The organism is Massilia litorea, from assembly GCF_015101885.1.
Lineage (GTDB): Bacteria > Pseudomonadota > Gammaproteobacteria > Burkholderiales > Burkholderiaceae_D > Telluria > Telluria litorea.
This window is the reverse complement of the sequence record NZ_CP062941.1, coordinates 2,654,111-2,673,186: the sequence shown is the minus strand read 5'-3', so window position 1 is coordinate 2,673,186 and position 19,076 is coordinate 2,654,111. Positions and strand designations below refer to the sequence as shown.

The 19,076-nt window shown below is 65.1% G+C and carries 18 protein-coding genes; 8 read left to right on the top strand and 10 right to left on the bottom strand.

All coding sequences use genetic code 11. From position 1 onward, the window contains the following. Positions 1-5: 5 nt before the first annotated feature. The 6 genes from LPB04_RS11900 to LPB04_RS11875 all read right to left on the bottom strand — a co-directional run bounded on the left by LPB04_RS11900 (position 6) and on the right by LPB04_RS11875 (position 5,255). Positions 6-410, bottom strand: coding sequence for a DUF3224 domain-containing protein (locus LPB04_RS11900; RefSeq protein ID WP_193684799.1), 405 nt, complete (start codon positions 408-410; stop codon positions 6-8). 238 nt (positions 411-648) lie between these two features. After that, positions 649-915 carry a helix-turn-helix domain-containing protein gene (locus LPB04_RS11895; protein ID WP_193684798.1) on the bottom strand — a complete coding sequence of 89 codons (267 nt, stop codon included), beginning with the start codon at positions 913-915 and terminating at the stop codon, positions 649-651. Positions 916-919: 4 nt separating this feature from the next. Continuing rightward, positions 920-1,282, bottom strand: a complete 363-nt coding sequence (ftsB, locus tag LPB04_RS11890) for a cell division protein FtsB (RefSeq protein ID WP_193684797.1) — start codon at positions 1,280-1,282, stop codon at positions 920-922. A 58-nt stretch (positions 1,283-1,340) separates the two neighbouring features. Beyond that, a complete protein-coding gene (eno, locus tag LPB04_RS11885) occupies positions 1,341-2,624 on the bottom strand; it encodes a phosphopyruvate hydratase (RefSeq protein WP_193684796.1) in 1,284 nt (427 codons plus the stop codon). A gap of 88 nt (positions 2,625-2,712) precedes the next feature. Then, positions 2,713-3,570: a 3-deoxy-8-phosphooctulonate synthase gene (gene kdsA, locus LPB04_RS11880; protein ID WP_193684795.1), complete on the bottom strand. Its 858-nt coding sequence runs from the start codon at positions 3,568-3,570 to the stop codon at positions 2,713-2,715. Next, complete coding sequence (locus tag LPB04_RS11875; protein ID WP_193684794.1) at positions 3,567-5,255, bottom strand: CTP synthase; 1,689 nt, start codon at positions 5,253-5,255, stop codon at positions 3,567-3,569. The genes kdsA and LPB04_RS11875 overlap by 4 nt, the downstream gene beginning before the upstream one ends. Positions 5,256-5,520: 265 nt before the next feature. Between LPB04_RS11875 and LPB04_RS11870 the strand changes: the two genes are divergently transcribed. Together LPB04_RS11870 and LPB04_RS11865 are read left to right on the top strand one after the other, a co-directional pair. Beyond that, a complete protein-coding gene (locus LPB04_RS11870) occupies positions 5,521-7,239 on the top strand; it encodes a methyl-accepting chemotaxis protein (RefSeq protein WP_193684793.1) in 1,719 nt (572 codons plus the stop codon). A gap of 171 nt (positions 7,240-7,410) precedes the next feature. Continuing rightward, positions 7,411-9,102, top strand: a complete 1,692-nt coding sequence (locus LPB04_RS11865; RefSeq protein ID WP_193684792.1) for a methyl-accepting chemotaxis protein — start codon at positions 7,411-7,413, stop codon at positions 9,100-9,102. Between the two features lie 186 nt (positions 9,103-9,288). On the opposite strand, the gene LPB04_RS11860 is transcribed toward LPB04_RS11865, so the two are convergent. Further along, entirely contained in the window at positions 9,289-10,617 is a 1,329-nt protein-coding gene (locus tag LPB04_RS11860) for an amidohydrolase (protein ID WP_193684791.1), read from the bottom strand. Positions 10,618-10,910: 293 nt separating this feature from the next. On the opposite strand from LPB04_RS11860, the gene LPB04_RS11855 reads away from it, so the two are divergent. Together LPB04_RS11855 and LPB04_RS11850 are read left to right on the top strand one after the other, a co-directional pair. Then, positions 10,911-12,608: a methyl-accepting chemotaxis protein gene (locus LPB04_RS11855; RefSeq protein WP_193684790.1), complete on the top strand. Its 1,698-nt coding sequence runs from the start codon at positions 10,911-10,913 to the stop codon at positions 12,606-12,608. A gap of 236 nt (positions 12,609-12,844) precedes the next feature. Continuing rightward, on the top strand, positions 12,845-13,981 hold the full coding sequence (locus LPB04_RS11850) for a YaiO family outer membrane beta-barrel protein (protein WP_193684789.1): 1,137 nt from the start codon (positions 12,845-12,847) through the stop codon (positions 13,979-13,981). Positions 13,982-13,993: 12 nt separating this feature from the next. Here the strand turns inward: LPB04_RS11850 and LPB04_RS11845 are convergent, their stop codons facing one another. Beyond that, on the bottom strand, positions 13,994-15,319 hold the full coding sequence (locus LPB04_RS11845) for a glycosyltransferase (protein ID WP_193684788.1): 1,326 nt from the start codon (positions 15,317-15,319) through the stop codon (positions 13,994-13,996). Further along, on the bottom strand, positions 15,316-16,155 hold the full coding sequence (locus LPB04_RS11840; protein ID WP_193684787.1) for an alpha/beta fold hydrolase: 840 nt from the start codon (positions 16,153-16,155) through the stop codon (positions 15,316-15,318). Before LPB04_RS11840 ends, LPB04_RS11845 begins: the two co-directional genes overlap by 4 nt. 229 nt (positions 16,156-16,384) lie before the next feature. Here LPB04_RS11840 and LPB04_RS11835 point away from each other — a divergent pair, with 229 nt between their 5' ends. After that, positions 16,385-16,642 carry a hypothetical protein gene (locus tag LPB04_RS11835; RefSeq protein WP_193684786.1) on the top strand — a complete coding sequence of 86 codons (258 nt, stop codon included), beginning with the start codon at positions 16,385-16,387 and terminating at the stop codon, positions 16,640-16,642. A gap of 24 nt (positions 16,643-16,666) precedes the next feature. Here LPB04_RS11835 and LPB04_RS11830 read toward each other — a convergent pair whose 3' ends face one another. Continuing rightward, positions 16,667-17,044 (bottom strand): COG4315 family predicted lipoprotein, encoded by a 378-nt coding sequence (locus LPB04_RS11830; protein ID WP_193684785.1) that lies wholly within the window; start codon positions 17,042-17,044, stop codon positions 16,667-16,669. Positions 17,045-17,229: 185 nt separating this feature from the next. Here LPB04_RS11830 and LPB04_RS11825 point away from each other — a divergent pair, with 185 nt between their 5' ends. From LPB04_RS11825 to LPB04_RS11815, 3 genes are read left to right on the top strand one after another with little or no spacing between them, the layout of a single operon-like run. Then, positions 17,230-18,132, top strand: coding sequence for an alpha/beta fold hydrolase (locus tag LPB04_RS11825; protein ID WP_193684784.1), 903 nt, complete (start codon positions 17,230-17,232; stop codon positions 18,130-18,132). Between the two features lie 22 nt (positions 18,133-18,154). Continuing rightward, positions 18,155-18,511 (top strand): hypothetical protein, encoded by a 357-nt coding sequence (locus LPB04_RS11820; protein WP_193684783.1) that lies wholly within the window; start codon positions 18,155-18,157, stop codon positions 18,509-18,511. 43 nt (positions 18,512-18,554) lie between these two features. Beyond that, complete coding sequence (locus tag LPB04_RS11815) at positions 18,555-19,058, top strand: nuclear transport factor 2 family protein (RefSeq protein ID WP_193684782.1); 504 nt, start codon at positions 18,555-18,557, stop codon at positions 19,056-19,058. Positions 19,059-19,076 lie beyond the last annotated feature (18 nt).

Sequence of the window (19,076 nt, the reverse complement as noted above, 5' to 3'; positions counted from 1 at the left end):
GCGTGTCAGGCTTGCGGCAGGACGTAATCGAATTCGTAGAAATGCTTGCGCTCCTCGATCCGGATGCGCATGGTGCCGGCGATGCCGGCCAGTTCGCCGGTGCCGGAATCGGGCACGACCGTGATCGACAGCGCCTGCGCGCCGCGCGCCATCGTGCCGGTATGCTGGACGACGAAGCTGCCGCTGCGTCCCTGCAGCTTGCCGCTCACGCGCTCGATGGCGACATAGCCGGCCGAGCCTTCGGTGGTCGTCATCGCCGACAGCATCTCGCCGACGCCCTGCCCTTCGAGTTCGCCATGGTAGTGCTTGTCGATCGCCATGCGGCCGGTCGTGACCCCGTCGCGCACCTCGGGCTGGCCCTGCGGGATGACGGTCACGTCGAACGGTCCTGCGGCGTGTTGCTGGCTCATGGTGGGCTTCCTTCTCGTTGGTGAAGAGATAGCGAACATTCTAGGCCAATCCGGGCGCTTTGCGGCCTTGAATCGACAAGGTGCTGATCGGACCAGTGCAGGGCCGCTGGCTGATCCCGCTGAGGTTGAACGCGTGGGCGGCCGAGCCGCCCACCCTACGGGTGCTATGACGAGACCCGTAGGGTGGGCGGGTCTCCCGCCCACGCGTTCAACGCACAGTGGAGCGGCCGCGAAATTTTCAGTGCGCCGCGCCCGGCATATGCAAATCGATCACCTTCATGATCGCCAGGGTGACGGACATGCTCATTTCGCCGCTGGCGAAAGCATGGCGCAGATCGGCCTGGGGAATGCCGGCGGCAGCGGCAAGGTGGGCCGTGCCTTCGGCGCGCGCGGCGACGGCGAAGGCGTCGAGGAGGACGGCCGGATCGCCGCTCTCGAAGGCGGCCGCCAGGAAGGCCGACAAGGCCTCGAGCGTCGCCAGTTGCGCTGCAGGATCGGTATTCATGGGTTCAATGCGTCGCGGCGGAATCGTGTCCGCCCTTGCCCGCCTTCGGCTCCGGCGGTGGCGGCGGGACGGTCATCGATTCGGTCGGCTTTTCGTCCTTGCGCAGCACCTGCACGAAGATTTCGTTCTGCTTGATCATGCCCAGTTCCAGGCGCGCGCGTTCCTCGACGGCGCCGGTGCCTTCGCGCAGGTCGCGCACTTCGGATTCGAGCTTGGCGTTGCGTGCCTTGAGCTTGTCGGTGTGGATTTGCGCCAGTGTGACCTGGTCGGTCATATCGGCGACGGCCAGCATGCCGCCCTTCCCCAGCCACAGGGGATACTGGATCAGCACGAGCAGTGCGGCGAGAACGAGCGTAATGATGCGCATGGAGACAGATCAGGAACGCGGGCCGCGCCACGATGGCCGGCCCGCGGAGTACGACAGATTACTTCAGATTATAGAAAGCGTCACGGCCAGGATAGCTGGCGACGTCGCCGAGGTCTTCCTCGATACGCAGCAGCTGGTTGTACTTGGCCATGCGGTCCGAACGCGACATCGAACCGGTCTTGATCTGCAGGGCGTTCAGGCCGACTGCGATATCGGCGATGGTCGAGTCCTCGGTCTCGCCCGAACGGTGCGAGATGACGGCCGTGTAGCCGGCGCGCTTGGCCATTTCGATGGCGGCGAAGGTCTCGGTCAGGGTGCCGATCTGGTTGATCTTGATGAGGATCGAGTTGGCGATGCCCTTCTGGATGCCCTCTTTGAGGATCTTGGTATTGGTGACGAACAGGTCGTCGCCGACCAGCTGCACGCGCTTGCCCAGGGCAGCGGTGAGCGTGGCCCAGCCTTCCCAGTCGCCTTCGTGCATCGCGTCCTCGATCGAGATGATCGGGTACTTGTCGCACCAGGTGGCGAGCATGTTGGTGAAGTCGGTCGCGGTCAGCTGCAGGCCTTCGCCTTCCAGGTGGTACTTGCCGTCCTTGTAGAACTCGCTGGCGGCGCAATCGAGGCCGATGGCGATCTGGGTGCCGGCTTCATAGCCTGCCTGCTCGATCGCCTGCATGATCAGCTTGATCGCTTCTTCGTGGCTCGAGACCGAAGGCGCGAAACCGCCTTCGTCGCCGACCGCGGTCGACAGGCCCTTCGCGTGCAGGATTTTTTTGAGCGTGTGGAAGACTTCCGCGCCGTAGCGGATCGCTTCCTTGAAGCTTGGCGCGCCGACCGGGATGATCATGAATTCCTGGATGTCCAGGTTATTGTCGGCGTGTGCGCCGCCGTTGATGACGTTCATCATCGGCACCGGCATCTGCATCGCGCCCGAACCGCCGAAGTAGCGGTACAGCGGCAGGCCCGCTTCTTCAGCGGCGGCCTTGGCCACGGCCATCGACACGGCCAGCATCGCGTTGGCGCCCAGGCGGCTCTTGTTCTCGGTACCGTCCAGGTCGATCAGGGTGCGGTCGAGGAAGGCCTGTTCGTTGGCGTCCAGGCCCATGATGGCTTCGCTGATCTCGGTGTTGATGTTCTCGCAGGCCTGCAGCACGCCCTTGCCGAAATAACGCTTCGGGTCGCCGTCGCGCAGTTCGATCGCTTCGCGCGAACCGGTCGACGCGCCCGACGGCACGGCCGCACGGCCCATCACGCCGGATTCGAGCAGGACGTCGCATTCGACGGTCGGATTGCCGCGCGAGTCAATGATCTCGCGGCCGATAATATCAACGATAGCACTCATGGTTTTTACACTCCAAAAAAGAAAATCGTCTCGCACATGAAAGTCGAGGCGCCTATCAGGCGCCTCGACTCGTAGCAAATGAATTACATCAGATCTTGAAGCTGTTCTCGAGGAAGCCAGCTCGCTTGACCACGCGGTCGATGTCGACCAGGGTCGTCAGCAGCTCCTTCATGCGGGCCAGCGGCACCGCGTTCGGGCCGTCGGACAGGGCATTCGCAGGGTCCGGGTGGGTTTCCATGAACAGGCCCGCGATGCCCGCTGCGACTGCCGCGCGCGACAGCACCGGGATGTGTTCGCGCTGGCCGCCCGAGGACGTGCCCTGCCCGCCCGGCAGCTGCACCGAGTGGGTCGCATCGAACACCACCGGGCAGTTCGATTCGCGCATGATGGCGAGCGAACGCATGTCGGAGACCAGGTTGTTGTAGCCGAAGGAGGCGCCGCGTTCGCAGGCCATGAAGTTGTCTTCGTTCAGGCCGGCCGCGCGTGCCGCATTGCGTGCCTTGTCGATCACGTTCTTCATGTCGCCCGGGGCCAGGAACTGGCCCTTCTTGATGTTCACGGGCAGGCCCGAACGGGCGCAGGCGTTGATGAAATCGGTCTGGCGGCACAGGAAGGCCGGGGTTTGCAGCACGTCGACGACGCTCGACACTTCCGGAATCTCTTCCTCGGTGTGGACGTCGGTCAGCACCGGCACGCCGATGGTCTTCTTGACGTCGGCGAGGATCTCCAGGCCCTTCTCGCGGCCGGGGCCGCGGAACGAGGTGCCCGACGAACGGTTCGCCTTGTCGAAGGACGATTTATAGATGAACGGGATGCCGAGTGCCGAGGTGATTTCCTTCAGCGTGCCGGCGGTGTCCATCGCCATCTGGCGCGATTCGATCACGCAGGTACCGGCGATCAGGAAGATCGGATGGTCCTGGCCTACTTCAAAGCCGCAAAGCTTCATGCTGCGTCTCCTTGCAAAGCGGATGGGGCGTTGGCCGCAGTGGCGGTGTTCGCCGACTGGTGTGCCAATGCCGCCTGGATGAACGACGTGAACAGCGGGTGGCCGCTGCGCGGGGTCGACTTGAATTCAGGGTGGAACTGCACGCCCATGTACCACGGGTGCGCGTTCGGACCGGTGCGCGGGAGTTCCATGATTTCGCACAGGTCTTCGTTCGGGGTGCGCGCCGCGACGACGAGGCCGGCCGCTTCGACCTTCGGCAGGTAGAAGTTGTTGGCTTCGTAGCGGTGGCGGTGACGCTCGGTGACGACGCTGCCGTAGATCTCGGCGGCCAGCGTGCCCGGGTTCACCGCGCAGGTCTGGGCGCCCAGGCGCATGGTGCCGCCCAGGTCCGAGTTCTCGTCGCGCTGCTCGACTTTACCGTCGTGGTTCTGCCACTCGTTGATCAGGGCGACGACCGGCTGGTCGGTCTCGAGATCGAATTCGGTGGAGTTCGCATTCGGCAGGCCGGCCATGTGGCGCGCGTATTCGATCAGCGCGACCTGCATGCCCAGGCAGATGCCGAGGTAAGGGATCTTGTTTTCGCGGGCATAGCGCGCGGCCATGATCTTGCCTTCCACGCCGCGCTTGCCGAAGCCGCCCGGAACCAGGATGGCGTCGTACTTGCCCAGCTGCTCGCAACCGGTCGTCTCGATTTCTTCCGAGTCGAGGTATTCGATGTTGACGCGGCTTTCGGTGTGGATACCGGCGTGGCGCAGCGCTTCGGTCAGCGACTTGTACGATTCGGTCAGGTCGACATACTTGCCGACCATGCCGATGGTGACTTCGCGCTTCGGGTTTTCCAGCGTGTAGATCAGTTTGGTCCACATCGACAGGTCGGCCGGCGGCGCCTCGATGCCGAGCGCCTCGAGGATGATGTCGTCCAGGCCCTGGTCGTGCAGCACCTGCGGCACCTTGTAAATGGTGTCGACGTCCCAGACCGAGATCACGGCCTGCTCTTCGACGTTGGCGAACAGCGAAATCTTCGCGCGCTCGTCGTCGGGGATGCGGCGGTCGGCACGGCACAGCAGCGCGTTCGGCGAAATGCCGATCTCGCGCAGCTTCTGCACGCTGTGCTGGGTCGGCTTGGTTTTCAGTTCGCCGGCCGATGCGATGTACGGGACGAGCGTCAGGTGCACGAAGGCGGTCGACTTGCGGCCGGCGCGCAGCGACAGCTGGCGTGCGGCTTCGAGGAAGGGCAGCGACTCGATGTCGCCGACGGTGCCGCCGATTTCGACCAGCGCGACGTCGACGCCTTCGGCGCCGCGGCGGATGTAGTCCTGGATTTCGTTGGTGATGTGCGGAATCACCTGCACGGTCTTGCCGAGGTACTCGCCACGGCGTTCCTTGCGGATCACCGATTCATAGATCTGGCCGGTGGTGAAGTTGTTCACCTTCTTCATCCGGGTGCTGATGAAACGCTCGTAGTGGCCGAGGTCGAGGTCGGTCTCGGCGCCGTCGTCGGTGACGAAGACTTCGCCGTGCTGCATCGGGCTCATCGTGCCCGGATCCACGTTAATGTAGGGATCGAGCTTGAGCATCGTGACTTTGAGGCCACGCGATTCGAGGATCGCGGCAAGGGAAGCGGCCGCAATCCCTTTGCCCAGGGAAGACACGACGCCGCCAGTGACGAATACAAATTTGGTCATTGTGCTGAAGGTGCCGAATGGCACGCGCGGGAAATAGAAATTATACCTTAAACAGGCGCAAACATTGTCATGACAAGCCCGCTGCCGGGCTGGCGCGGCCGTTTCGACGCCCCGTGGCGCATTTTGGGTACGCCATTTGTTTCGTAAAGACAACACAGCCTGGCATGAACGAGGGGCGGCTTCGATATATATCCCACATGCAATTGCAATTGCCGTACGTCAAGGTTACATTCCTCGTTCTCTCATTTGTACAGGCAGGAGCGTCATGGGCTTTTTCAATAACCTCAACATCGGCAAGCGCCTCGCGATCGGCTTCGCGCTGACCCTGGCCATGGCCGTCCTGATTGCCGCGGTCGGCATCGCGCGCGTCAACAGCGGCGCGGCCAGCACAGCCCAGGTACTGGCCGAACCGCTGGCCAAGGAACGCATGATCACCGAGTGGTACATGCAGGTGTACGCCGCCGTGCGCCGCACGGCCGCCATCGTCAAGAGCAGCGATGCCGCGCTCGGTCCTTATTTCAAGGAAGACGCGGCCCAGACCGGCAAGCGCTCGGCCGAGCTGGTCAAGCAGATCGAACCCCTGATCACGGCCGGCGAAGAAAAAGCCCTGTTCGACAAGATTACCGAGCAGCGCAAGGCGTATTCGAGCGCACGCGACGAAGCCGTCAAGGCCAAGGCCGCCGGCGACGAGGCCCTGGCTGCCCGCATCCTCGACGAACGCTTCACCCCGACCGCGAAGGCCTACCAGGAATCGATGCAGCAACTGGTCGCCATGCAGGCTGCCAACATCGCCGCGGCCGCAGGCGCCATCGGCGAGCGCGCCGACAGCAGCGAAACCGTGATCGGCCTGCTGGCCGCGTTCTCGGTGCTGCTCGGCGCCCTCTTTTCCTGGATGCTCACGCGCGGCATCGTGCGTCCGATCCGCGAAGCGGTGGAACTGGCCGAGACGGTCGCCAGCGGCGACCTGACGCGCCGCATCGACGCCACCTCGAAAGACGAAACCGGCGCCCTGCTGCGCGCCCTGCGCCACATGAACGACAGCCTGGTGAAAATCGTCACCGAAGTACGCGGCGGCACCGACACCATCAGCGGCGCCTCCAGCGAAATCGCCGCCGGCAACATGGACCTGTCCTCGCGCACCGAACAGCAGGCGGCCTCGCTCGAAGAAACGGCAGCGTCGATGGAGCAGATCACGGGCACCGTGCGCCAGAACGCGGACAACGCACGCCAGGCCAACCAGCTGGCGATTACCGCCTCGAACGTGGCCGTCGAAGGCGGCTCCGTGGTCGGCCAGGTGATTACCACCATGGGTTCGATCAACGAGTCCTCGCGCAAGATCGTCGACATCATCGGCGTCATCGACGGCATCGCCTTCCAGACCAACATCCTGGCGCTGAACGCTGCCGTCGAGGCGGCACGTGCCGGCGAACAGGGCCGCGGCTTTGCAGTCGTCGCCTCCGAGGTGCGCACCCTGGCCCAGCGTTCGGCCGCGGCGGCAAAAGAGATCAAGGGCCTGATCGGCGACTCGGTCGAGAAGGTCGACGCCGGCGCCAGGCTGGTCGACCAGGCCGGCGCCACGATGGAGCAGGTGGTCGAATCGATCCGCCGCGTCACCGACATCATGGCCGAGATCACGCATGCGACCCAGGAGCAGACCGGCGGTATCGAGCAGGTGAATATCGCCATCGGCCAGATGGATGAAGCGACCCAGCAGAATGCGGCCCTGGTCGAGGAATCGGCCGCGGCAGCGGGCGCCATGCAGGAGCAGGCAGCCAAGCTGGCACAGGTGGTGGGCGTGTTCAAGCTCGATGCGCAGGCGGCGATCGTGGCACCGGCTGCACGGGCGGCGTCCACCCCGGCGCCGGCGCGTGCGATCGCGGTGCGTGCGAAACCGGCGGCGCGTGCAGCGAAAGCGCCGGTCAAGGTGGCAGCCAAGCCGGCGGCGCGTGCAACCGCGACGGCCGACGAGTGGGAAGAATTCTGACCCGCTGCTTGCCTGACTTGACCGACAAAACCGCCCGCATCCCGGGCGGTTTCTTTTTGCGCCTGCATTGGGCAAGTGTTGCTTTTGAGAATACGTAGTTTCCGTATCAATCAAAAAATTACCATATAGAAATGTACAATCTTCGAATTAAGCATAACCGAAGGTTTTAAGATGAATACATTTACTAATATGAATATCGGAAAACGCCTCGGTGCCGTCTTCACGCTGGTGCTTGCATTGACCATCGTGATTGCCGTGGCCGGCATCTGGCGACTGAATACGATTGCCGATGCCACCAGCGCCATGATGGCGGCGCCCCTGGCCAAGGAGCGCCTGTTGAGCGAGTGGCATACCCAGACCTTCGCCGCGGTGCGCCGTACCGCCGCCATTGTCAAAAGCAACGACACCAGCCTGGCCGAGTTCTTCAAGGCCGACGGCGCCAAGACCTCGGGCCGTTCGTCGGCGCTGATCAAGGAAATTGAACCGCTCCTGGAAGGCAAGGAAGAGCGCGCCCTGTTCGACCGCATTGGCGAACTGCGCAAGGCCTATACCAAGGCCAAGGACAAGGCGGTCAAGGCACGCACCGACGGCGATCCCGACGGCGCCGCCCGCATCCTGACCGAAGAATACATGCCGGCCGCCGATGTCTACGAGGGCACGCTGGCCGAGCTGGTCAAGATGCAGCAGGACCGCATCGACGCCATCGCCGCCGGCATCAAAGCCGACAATAACGCCAGCGCACGCATGATCGGCATCCTGGCCGCGGTTGCGGTGGCGCTCGGAGCGCTGTGCTCCTGGATGCTCACGCGCGGCATCGTGCGTCCGATCCGCGAAGCCGTGGAACTGGCCGAGACGGTCGCCAGCGGCGACCTGACGCGCCGCATCGACGCCACCTCGAAAGACGAAACCGGCGCCCTGCTGCGCGCCCTGCGCCACATGAACGACAGCCTGGTGAAAATCGTCACCGAAGTACGCGGCGGCACCGACACCATCAGCGGCGCCTCCAGCGAAATCGCCGCCGGCAACATGGACCTGTCCTCGCGCACCGAACAGCAGGCGGCCTCGCTCGAAGAAACGGCAGCGTCGATGGAGCAGATCACGGGCACCGTGCGCCAGAACGCGGACAACGCACGCCAGGCCAACCAGCTGGCGATTACCGCCTCGAACGTGGCCGTCGAAGGCGGCTCCGTGGTCGGCCAGGTGATTACCACCATGGGTTCGATCAACGAGTCCTCGCGCAAGATCGTCGACATCATCGGCGTCATCGACGGCATCGCCTTCCAGACCAACATCCTGGCGCTGAACGCGGCAGTCGAAGCGGCACGTGCCGGCGAACAGGGCCGCGGCTTCGCGGTCGTCGCCTCCGAGGTGCGCACCCTGGCCCAGCGTTCGGCCGCGGCGGCAAAAGAGATCAAGGGCCTGATCGGCGACTCGGTCGAGAAGGTCGACGCCGGCGCCAGGCTGGTCGACCAGGCCGGCGCCACGATGGAGCAGGTGGTCGAATCGATCCGCCGCGTCACCGACATCATGGCCGAGATCACGCATGCGACCCAGGAGCAGACCGGCGGTATCGAGCAGGTGAATATCGCCATCGGCCAGATGGATGAAGCGACCCAGCAGAATGCGGCCCTGGTCGAGGAATCGGCCGCGGCAGCGGGCGCCATGCAGGAGCAGGCAGCCAAGCTGGCACAGGTGGTGGGCGTGTTCAAGCTCGATGCGCAGGCAGTGGCGGCACCGGCGGCGGCACGTGCGATCGCGGTGCGTCCGAAGCAGCTTGCACGTACGGCGAAGGCGCCGGTTGCAGCAGCCGTCAAGCCCTCGGCGCGTGCCACCGCGATGGCGGACGAGTGGGAAACGTTTTGATCGCCCTTCAATAGCGAAACCGAGAAAGCCGCCCGCATGCCGGCGGTTTTTTTTGGACGCCGCAGGCATGCAAACGTGTACCGCGTGGGCTCGAGAGCCCACCCTACAAGGGCGAACACACCGAAACGCATCGCACAAACAAAAACGCCGGCATCGAGCCGGCGTTCTCGTTCCTGCCTGTCGAGCTTACTTGTTCTGCCCCGGCTTGAGCAGGTCCAGCAGAATCGCCGTCTCCGCCTGAATGAAGGAACGCACGGTCGGCTTGAACTCCGGCGCCCACTGCGGCGAATGGGTGCCCGGCGGGTACTTGCCCGCCTTGCGCGCGGCCGCCAGCTTGCCCGGTTCGACCGCGCCCACGTGCAGCAGCACGGCTTTCACGCCGGCCTGGCCGTAGTTGGCAAAATCTTCCGAGGTCATCTTGGCCGGCATTTCGACCACGTTCTGGGCGCCGAGCGCGCCCGTCACCGCGCTGACGGCGCGTGCGGTCAGCTCCGGATCGTTGTAGACCGAGTCGGCGCCGGGCACGATGTCGATCTGCGGCTTCTTCGGCGCGCCCGCGGCTTGCGCTTCGCCCTCGACTTCACGCACGATGCTGGCCAGTACGCGCTGGCGCACTTCCGGCTTGAAGGTGCGGACCGTCAGCTGCAGCTTGACCTGGTCCGGCACGATGTTGGCCTGGGTGCCGCCGTGGATGCTGCCGACGGTGATGACGACCGGGTCGGCCGGGTTGTTCTCGCGCGAAATCAGGGTCTGCAGCGCCATCACGATGCGGGCCGACATGACGACCGGGTCACGCGTTTCCTGCGGCGTGGCGCCGTGGCCGCCCTGGCCATGGATGGTGATCGTGACCGTGTCGGCCGAGGCGCGGAAGTGGGCGGCATGCCAGCCGACCTGGCCCGCCGGCAGCGTGCCCTCGTCGTGCATCGAGATCGCGTAGTCAGGCTTCGGGAAGCGCTTGAACAGGCCGTCCTTGAGCATCGCCTCGGAACCCTTCAGCGGCTCTTCGGCCGGCTGGCCGACCAGCATCAGGGTGCCGCTCCAGGCCTTGCGGTTTTCCGCCATCAGCTTGGCGGTGGCATACCAGGCCGACATGTGGACGTCGTGGCCGCAGGCGTGCATGACCGGCACGGTCTCGCCGGCCGCGTTCCTGGTGGTGACGGTGCTGGCAAACGCGAAGCCTGTCTTTTCCTGCACCGGCAGCGCATCGAGTTCCGTACGCAGCATGGCGATCGGGCCGGGACCGTTCTTCAGGATCGCGACGATGCCGGTGCCGCCGACGCCGGTGGTCACCTCGAAGCCCAGCGCTTTCACGCGCTCGGCCAGCTTCTTCGCCGTCTGGACTTCGTTGAAGGCCAGCTCGGGATTGCGGTGCAGATCCTGGTACAGCGCTTCGATGGTCGGGTAATCCTTGTCCAGCTGGGCCGTGAATTCCGGCGGCAGGGCAGCGTGGGCGGCACCGGCGGCGGTCGCGCCGGCCAGCAGGAGGTGTTTCAGGAGGCGGGAAGATGGTTTCATGGTCTCGGGGGATGGGAGCGCCACCGGGGCGCGGGCAGAACGAAATCTATTTCAGGTTTCAAAGGTTCAGCAGCGTAACAAAATCAGTTCCTCAAAGCAATATTTGACAATTAACGTGGCAATAGTGGCAGTAAAAAGTGTCGTAAAAATTTCCCTACATCACTTTTTTTATGGCGTTCCCTACGGAAACAATCGTAGAATCCGCCTCCTCCAAGCATTTGATTATGCTATTTCGTGGCTGCCAGTGTCGCGCGACCGCCACGTTTCTACTACCTACGACAAGGAATGCTGTAATGGGCTTCATCTCGAATATCAAGATCGGCAAGCGCCTGGGAATCGGCTTTGCGCTGATCCTCGCCATGACGGTGCTGATCGCTGTTGCCGGCGTCTGGCGCCTGAACGAAGTGGCCGACTCCACCCGCGCCATGATGGCCGCGCCGCTGACCAAGGAGCGTGCGATCACCGACTGGTACAGCCTGAACTTCGCATCGATCCGCCGCACCGCCGCCATCGTCAAGAGCACCGACCCGGCCCTCGGCCCCTATTTCAAGGAAGACTCGGCCGCCTCGGTCAAGAAGGCCGCCGAGCTGCTCAAGGAGATCGAGCCGCTGATCGAAGGCGAAGCCGAAAAAGCGCTGTTCGCGAAGATCCTCGAACAGCGCAAACTCTACAGCGCCTCGCGCGACGGCGCCGTCAAGGCCAAGGCCGCCGGCAACGAAGAAGAAGCGGCGCGCCTGCTCGACGAGAAGTTCACCCCCGCCTCCAAGCTGTACCAGGAACTGCTGCAGGAGCTGGTCGTCATGCAGCGTTCCAGCATCGACGCCACCGCCAAGGCGATCGACGCCACCGCCACCCGCAGCACCACCATCATCGCCGTGCTGACCGCCGGCGCCGTGCTGCTCGGCGCGATCCTGTCCTGGCTGCTCACCACCGGCATCACCCGTCCGATCCGCGCCGCGGTGGAACTGGCCGAAACCGTGGCCGGCGGCGACCTGACCCGCACCATCGATACCGATACCAAGGACGAAACCGGCGCCCTGCTGCGCGCCCTGCGCCACATGAACGACAGCCTGGTGAAGATCGTCACCCAGGTACGCAACGGTACCGATACCATCGCCACCGGCTCGGCCGAAATCTCGGCCGGCAACCTGGACCTCTCGGCCCGTACCGAACAGCAGGCAGGCGCACTCGAAGAAACCGCCGCCTCAATGGAAGAACTGACCACCACCGTGCGCCAGAACGCCGACAACGCCCGCCAGGCCAACCAGCTGTCGATCGCCGCCTCGGAAGTCGCGGCGCAAGGCGGCGCGGTGGTCGGCCAGGTCATCACGACCATGGGCTCGATCAACGAATCCTCGCGCAAGATCGTCGACATCATCGGCGTCATCGACGGCATCGCCTTCCAGACCAACATCCTGGCGCTGAACGCGGCCGTCGAGGCGGCGCGTGCCGGCGAGCAGGGCCGCGGCTTCGCGGTCGTCGCTTCCGAAGTGCGTAACCTGGCCCAGCGCTCGGCAGCGGCGGCGAAGGAAATCAAGGTCCTGATCGGCGATTCGGTCGACAAGGTCGACGTCGGCGCCAAGCTGGTCGACCAGGCCGGCGCCACGATGGAACAAGTCGTCTCGTCGATCCGCCGCGTCACCGACATCATGGCCGAGATCACCCACGCCAGCCAGGAACAGACCGGCGGCATCGAGCAGGTGAACCAGGCCATCGGCCAGATGGACCAGGTCACCCAGCAGAACGCCGCGCTGGTCGAGGAAGCCGCCGCCGCCGCCGGCTCGATGCAGGACCAGGCTGCGCAACTGGCGCAAGTCGTGGGCGTGTTCAAGCTGAACGGTCCTGCGCTGGCCGCTCCGGCAGCCGCAGCCTCCCCGGCCCGCGCCCTGCCCCGCCCGGCGCCTGCCCTGCGCGTCACCAGGCCAGCCCCGGTAAAAGCGTCGGCGAAAGCGCCGGCACGCGTCAGCGCGGATGAGTGGGAAACCTTCTGAACTGTTTTTACCTGCCGTACCCGCAGTAACAGGCCGCCCGCATTGCCGGGCGGCTTTTTTTTGCCCCATTCGCGGGCAGCGTGGCAGTCCAACAAAATCCCTGATCACCTTGGTCACGCTTTGAAGCCAGCACGCGACACCTTTGCCGATCGCGGCTCGCTCTCCTTGACGCCTCCCCCTTGCTGGGGCAAAGTTGCGCCATGGCACCATGCTGCCCGGCCCTTTACTCCGTTTCCATGCCCATCGACTTCCAGCTACCCCCGACCGCCCAGGTACAAACCGCCAGCCCGGCCTCCTTCGACGAACAGTACGAGAAAGCGCGCAGCCTCGCGAATGCCGGCCAGCCGGCGCTTGCCCTGGCCGCCTACAACGCGCTGCTGGCTCAGTCGCCCGGCAATGTCGACGTGCTGCTCGGACGCGGCATCGTCTACACGCGCATGGAACGCTGGAGCGAAGCCCAGCTTGATCTCGAAGCGGCGGCGAAGGCTTCTCCCGCTTACGCCGACGTCTGGCTCGCGCTCGCCAACCTGCACAGGGGGCAGGGCCGCCCCGACGCAGCCCGCCTCGACCTCGAGAAGGCGCGCGCGCTGGGCGCGAACGGCGCCGAAATCGATGCGGCCCTCGCGGCACTGGAACCGCGCCCGGCGCCGCAAACCCGCGCCGGCAATCCGGAAGCGGTGCTGGCCGCCGGCTACACCTGGGCCGCCAGCCTGTCCGGCAGCTGGACCGATGTGGGCAGCGGCCCGCGCTGGAACGACCAGACCGCGAGCGTGCGCCACTACATGAAGGGCGGCTCGATCGGCTTCGAGACCCTGCGCGCGCAGCGCTTCGACCAGACCGGCCACGCCTGGGCGCTCGATGCCTATGCCGACCTCTGGACCGGGGCGTATGCCAACATCCGCTACCAGCGTTCGCCCGCCGCGCGCCTGTTCCCGGCCAATTCCGGCCGGGTCGAGGTCTACCAGTCGCTCGGCCAGGGCTGGGAGGCTTCCGTCGCCGACGACGTGCTCGGCTTCGACGCGCGCGTCAACATCTACGGCGTCGGCCTGGGCAAATATGCCGGCAACTGGTATGTCCAGCTGCGCCACCAGAACATCGTCTCGCAAGGCTCGCACAGCAATGGCCAGCGCCTGCTGGCGCGCTACTACTATGCCGGCGACGCCGACAGCTACCTGGAAGCGACCGCCAACAGCGGGCGCAGCGACGATCCCCTGTCTCTCTCTGGCGGGCGCGCCCGCTCCGGCGGCGGCAGCGTCACCTGGGTGCGCTACTGGTCGGACAACTGGGGCAGCAAGGTGGGCGCCAGCTTCTCGCGCGGCGCCAATGATGCACGCGAACGCGGGCTGTCGGTCGGGCTGTATCGCCGCTGGTAATGCGGGGGCGTTTCAGAGCGCTTCAGGCTGAAGGGACTCGCCAGCAGCCGCGGCACGGCCGTGAAACCGCCGCATGATCTGTTCGACCGCCTCGGCAACGCCGTTTTCTTCCCGCATCGCGGCGCCGATCGCTTCAGCCTTCGCCGTCATCTCCGGCGCGTCGAGTACCTGCCTGATGCGTTTCGCGAGTCCCGCGGCGCTCACGCTGCGCCGTTTGGCCAACTTGGCGGCGATGCCCAGGTGGCGCAGTTCGCCGCCCCAGTGTTCCTGTTCGCTGATGTTGGCGACGATGACGGACGGTTTTCCGGCCAGCGTCACCGCTTGCGTCGTGCCGGCGCCGCCGTGATGCACCACGGCGCGGCAGCGCGGGAAGATCGCCTGGTGCGGCGCCGTCGCGATGTACAGGATGTCGCGGGTCGAGGCAAAGCCGCAAGCGCCGGCGGCGTGGCTCTGGATGATGGCGCGGCAGCCGGCGCGCCGGGCCGCCTGCGTCAGCAGCTGCAGGGCCCGCGTCTGCCCGGCGATATCCTTCGGCATCCAGCTGCCGAAGCTCATGTAGACCGGCGCATCGCCCGCGTCGAGGAAGGCGGTCAGCGCGGCGGGAATGGCGCCGTCGATCGCGAGGCCGGGCATATCGAGGAAACCGCACACCTGCAGCGAGGCCGGCCAGTCGGGCTGCCTGCGGCAGAGCCGGGGGCTGACGGCGGCCAATGTCAGGTGTTGCGACAGCCAGACCTCGGTCACGATGTCGCGCGCCGGGGGCAGGCCGACCTGGGCGCGCAGCCGGTTTGGATAGTGCAGCAGCACGCCGTTGAGCAGGCGGCGCATCAGCCGCCACAACAGGCGGTGCGCTGTTTTCCCGAGCGCGGCTTTACCTAAAGGATGGTTGAAGTCGCTGGGAATGGCCGCGTGCGACAACAGGACGCTGACATAAGGCCGGCCGGCCTTTTCGGCGGCAACCTGCAAGGGATGCATGAAATAATGGCCGATCACCAGGTCGGACTCGGCGCACAGGCGCTGCGCCGCTTCGAACATCAGGTCTTCGACCGGTGCAAAGCACATGCGCAGGATGGTCGCCATCTGTTTCAGGGGATTGCGGATGCCGTAGGCGATGCGGCCGATTTGCTCTTCCTGCTCGGGAACGAGGACGGGCGACGCGACCACGCTGATGCGCAGGCCCGGTGTCGACTCCAGGCCGTGATACGCACCGCTGTCGACGCTGGTAATCACCAGATGTACTTCGTTGCCGGCCGCCCGCAATCCTTCCGCCAATGCCAGTAAAGGACGAATATCGCCGTGGCTGCCCCAGGTCTGGATCCCGATTTTCATGCCGCTCATGGCGCGGGGCTTTCGGCCCGTTTCAGCATTAACCCGATCTCGTCGATCACCAGCCAGGGATCCTGTTCGTCGAACAGGTGCGCCGCGTAGCGCATGCGCACATGCCGTGCATTGCCGGAGATTTTGGCGAGCTCGAATTGCGAGGTGTCCCAGGTGCTGTTGAAGGCGTCGACGTCCTCGTAACGCATTTTCGCCTGGCGGATCGTCGTGTGCGGCAACCCACGGCTGAGGACCGTCACCGGCATGGCGAGCGGGGTGCCGCGGGTGCTCATGGACTGCACGGCCTCGGCGAAATCTTCGTGGGAATTCTTGTCCTTTTCCCAGTTGATGATCATTTCCATGATGCGCCAGCCGTCCGGCGACAGCGCCTTCTTCAATCCCGGATACCAGGACTCGTGCACGCTGTCGACAAAGACGATGCCCCTGACCTGTTCCGGATGGGCCTGCGCATAAGCGCGCGCGACCAGGCCGCCGAAGGAATGCGCGACCAGGACGAGGTCGTGCCAGTGGCGTTCCCTGATCAGGCCATCGAGCTCGTCCGCCAGGACGTTCAGGGGGCGCACCCCGCCTTGCGCGGTGCTTTTCCCGACGCCGGCCCGGTCATACAGGCAGATCTGGTAGCCGGGTGCAGAAAAATTGCGGAAGGTGTTCTTGTAGGTGGCATGCGCATCGAGGCCCATGCCGGCGATCAGCAATACGGTCTTGTCGCCCGCACCGCGGCATTCCCAGGCGAGGGTATTGCTGCCGACGCGGGAGAATTGTTCGCCGGGCGCGGATTGCGCCAGGCCCTGAAGCGAGAATATCGACAAAAAACCGGCCAGCAACCATTTATTCATCCTGCGCTCCTGATTGATCGAAAAGGCACGCCATCCAGGTTCGGGCAATCGCCCTGGAGGCGCAATGCAAGCCGCACCGATGCGCGAGCCTGGTTGAAACGAATTAGCGAGGGCGCTACCGTGCCGGGCCGTGCGCCAGGCGCCGTCGTATTATTTGTACTATTCCAGCATCAGGCCGATGACGCGATCGCGTGGCCGCTTTTGATTTGCCGGAAGGAGTGCAGACCCCATGTTAAGACCAGGAACCGACGACGCCCTGATCGACAAACTCGGCGCCCTCGCCGCCCACGTGGTCGAGGAGGCGCTGGCCTCCGGCCTGAGCTGGGACCAGGCCATCACCGCCTTCGGCATCGCCAGCAAGGCGATTGCCGCGCAGGCCGCCAGCCAGGGCAACGGCACGCTCGAACAATGTACGGCGCACGCCCAGGCGCGCCTGGCGTTCGGGATGGAGCAGGGCAGCGACGTGCTCAAGGCCTGGCTGCGCTGACCGCGCCAGGCCCTGGAGGGGTCTTCAGTCGGCTACCACGTGCCACATATCCTTCATCTTGTCGCCCTTGCGCTCGCCCGGCTTGGTGTCCTTCGCGAACAGATACAAAGGCTTGCCCTTGTAGGCCAGCTGCTTCGTGCCGTCTTCGCGCGTCACCGTCGAATAGGGCGAGGCGACGCGTTCTCCGGTCACCGGCACCGGCGGCCACATCTTCGCGCAGCCTTCGTTGCAGGCACTCTTGCCGGAGCCGGCGGTGTCCTTGTCGAAGGTGTAGACCGTCATGCCCTTGGCGTCGGCCAGCACGCCGTCGGCCTTTTTCATGCCGGTTTGCGCGAGCGCGCTGCCGGTCGAGAACACGAGTACAGTGCCCAGCGCTGCGAGTACGGGGTGAATCGCTTTCATGGCTGTCTCCTGGTTGTGGTTGTAAAGACAAATAGAGTATAGCGCCGTGTATTGACGACAAACCGGGGCGATGCCGAAAATTCTCCATCCTGGGGCGCTGAGGCAGCTGGTGAGATTTTGTGTATTTTCATCAACATTAATCCATTACACTACTGCCGGAAGATTCAATTACCCGAGGAGGCTGGATGAATTTCAGGTTGAACGCGCGCCGCACATGGATGGCGGCCACGGTGGCGGTACTGGCCGCCCTCCCCTTGACGAGCGTGCTCGCCGCGCCCTTCGCGTCGGACCGGATCACGGTGCGCACCGAGGGTGCGGGACCGGACGTGGTGCTGATCCCCGGCCTGAATTCCTCGCCGCGCGCCTGGGCCTCGACCGTGGCGGCGCTGCCGGGCTACCGCTACCACCTGGTGCAGGTTGCGGGCTTCGCCGGCCAGCCGGCCGGCGGCAACAAGGAGGGAACCGTGGCCGCGCCCGTCGCGGACGAAATCGTCCGCTACATCCGGGAGTCGCACCTGAAGCAGCCCGCCGTCATCGGCCATTCGATGGGCGGCACCATCGGCATGATGCTGGCGAGCCGCCATCCGGACGCACTGTCGCGCCTGATGGTGGTCGACATGTATCCCTTCCTCGGCACCTTCTTCGCCGGCCCGGGCGCCACCCCGGCCAAGGTGGAGGCGGTCGCCGACGGTATCGCCGCCGGCATGCGCGCCGCCACCCCGGAGCAGCGCAGCACGCGCGCCAGCGAGACCATCGTGAGCATGGTCAACACCGAAGCGATGCGTCCCGGCGCGCTCGACGATTCGATGCGGAGCGACCCCGATGTCGGCAGCCGCGCCTTCCGCGAGCTGATCGTCACCAACCTGATTCCCGAGCTGCAGAAGATCAGCGTCCCGGTGACGGTCCTGTACGTCCAGCCGAAGAGCGTGCCGCTGCCGGCGGAGCAGTTCGATGCCGTCTACAGGAGCGCGTATGCGCCGGTCACGAACCTGACCCTGAAGCGAATTCCGGACAGCGCACACTTCATCATGTGGGACCAGCCGCAGCGCTTCCAGGCGGAAGTGAAGGCGTTTCTGCCGGCACGCTGAACCGATCCGTCAGGAGCACGCCATGCGGATACTCGCTGCCGTCCAGGCCATCTTCGCCCTGGCTTTCCTGGCCTTCGGCGCGGTGGCGCTGTTCGGTATCGGCATCACCGGTCTGCTGTTCCTGGTGCCGGGCGCGATTTTCGCGGTGACCGCTTCGCTCGCGCAGGAGGGTTCGCGCGGCGCAGTGATGCTGGCTTTCGGAGTCGACGCCGTTCTTGCAACGATGTCGGCTCACACGCTCGAGCGAGCCCTGGGCACATCGGGAAGTGCGAGGCTGTTCGACTGGCTGCCGGCTGCCGCCGCATTGGCGCTTGTCGGTATCGGCGTCCTCGCCGTGCTGATGGACTGGCGCGCGCTGCGGAAGGCTCCGTGGTTCTAGTGTTGCTATCATCATGCACGGACAACCTGAGGAAAGCGCCGCCATGAAATCACGACGTACTTACAGCGCACTCTTCCTGTCCAGCGCGCTGCTGACGGGCAGCGCCCACGCAGCGCAAGCGCAACATGAGCGCAGCGCCACGGCGGAAAGCGAGGTCCGCGCCAGCCTGCTGCTGCTCGAGCGGCAACGCGCCAGCGCGATCGTCCGGCAGGATATCCCCGCGCTGCAGAATTTGATGGACCGCTACTACCGCCATGTCGAAAGCCGCGGCCGGGTACGCAGCAAGACCGAGCTGCTGACTGCCCTCGAACGGGGCGACTTCCGCTTCCTGACGTATGAAAACGAATCGACCGAGATCCAGCTGCTCAAGGGCGGCGAAGCGGCCGTCGTCGCGGGTGTGTTCCGCAGCCAGCAGGCAGGCGCGGGCGCGAAGCCGTTTCGCGGCCGGTATGTGCGGGTCTGGGTGCATGAAGCGGACGGCTGGAAGAACACCTTTCACCAGACCACCGAAATCCGGCCGGCCCAGGACAAGTGCGACTGCAAATGAGCTGGCCGCGCCCGCGCC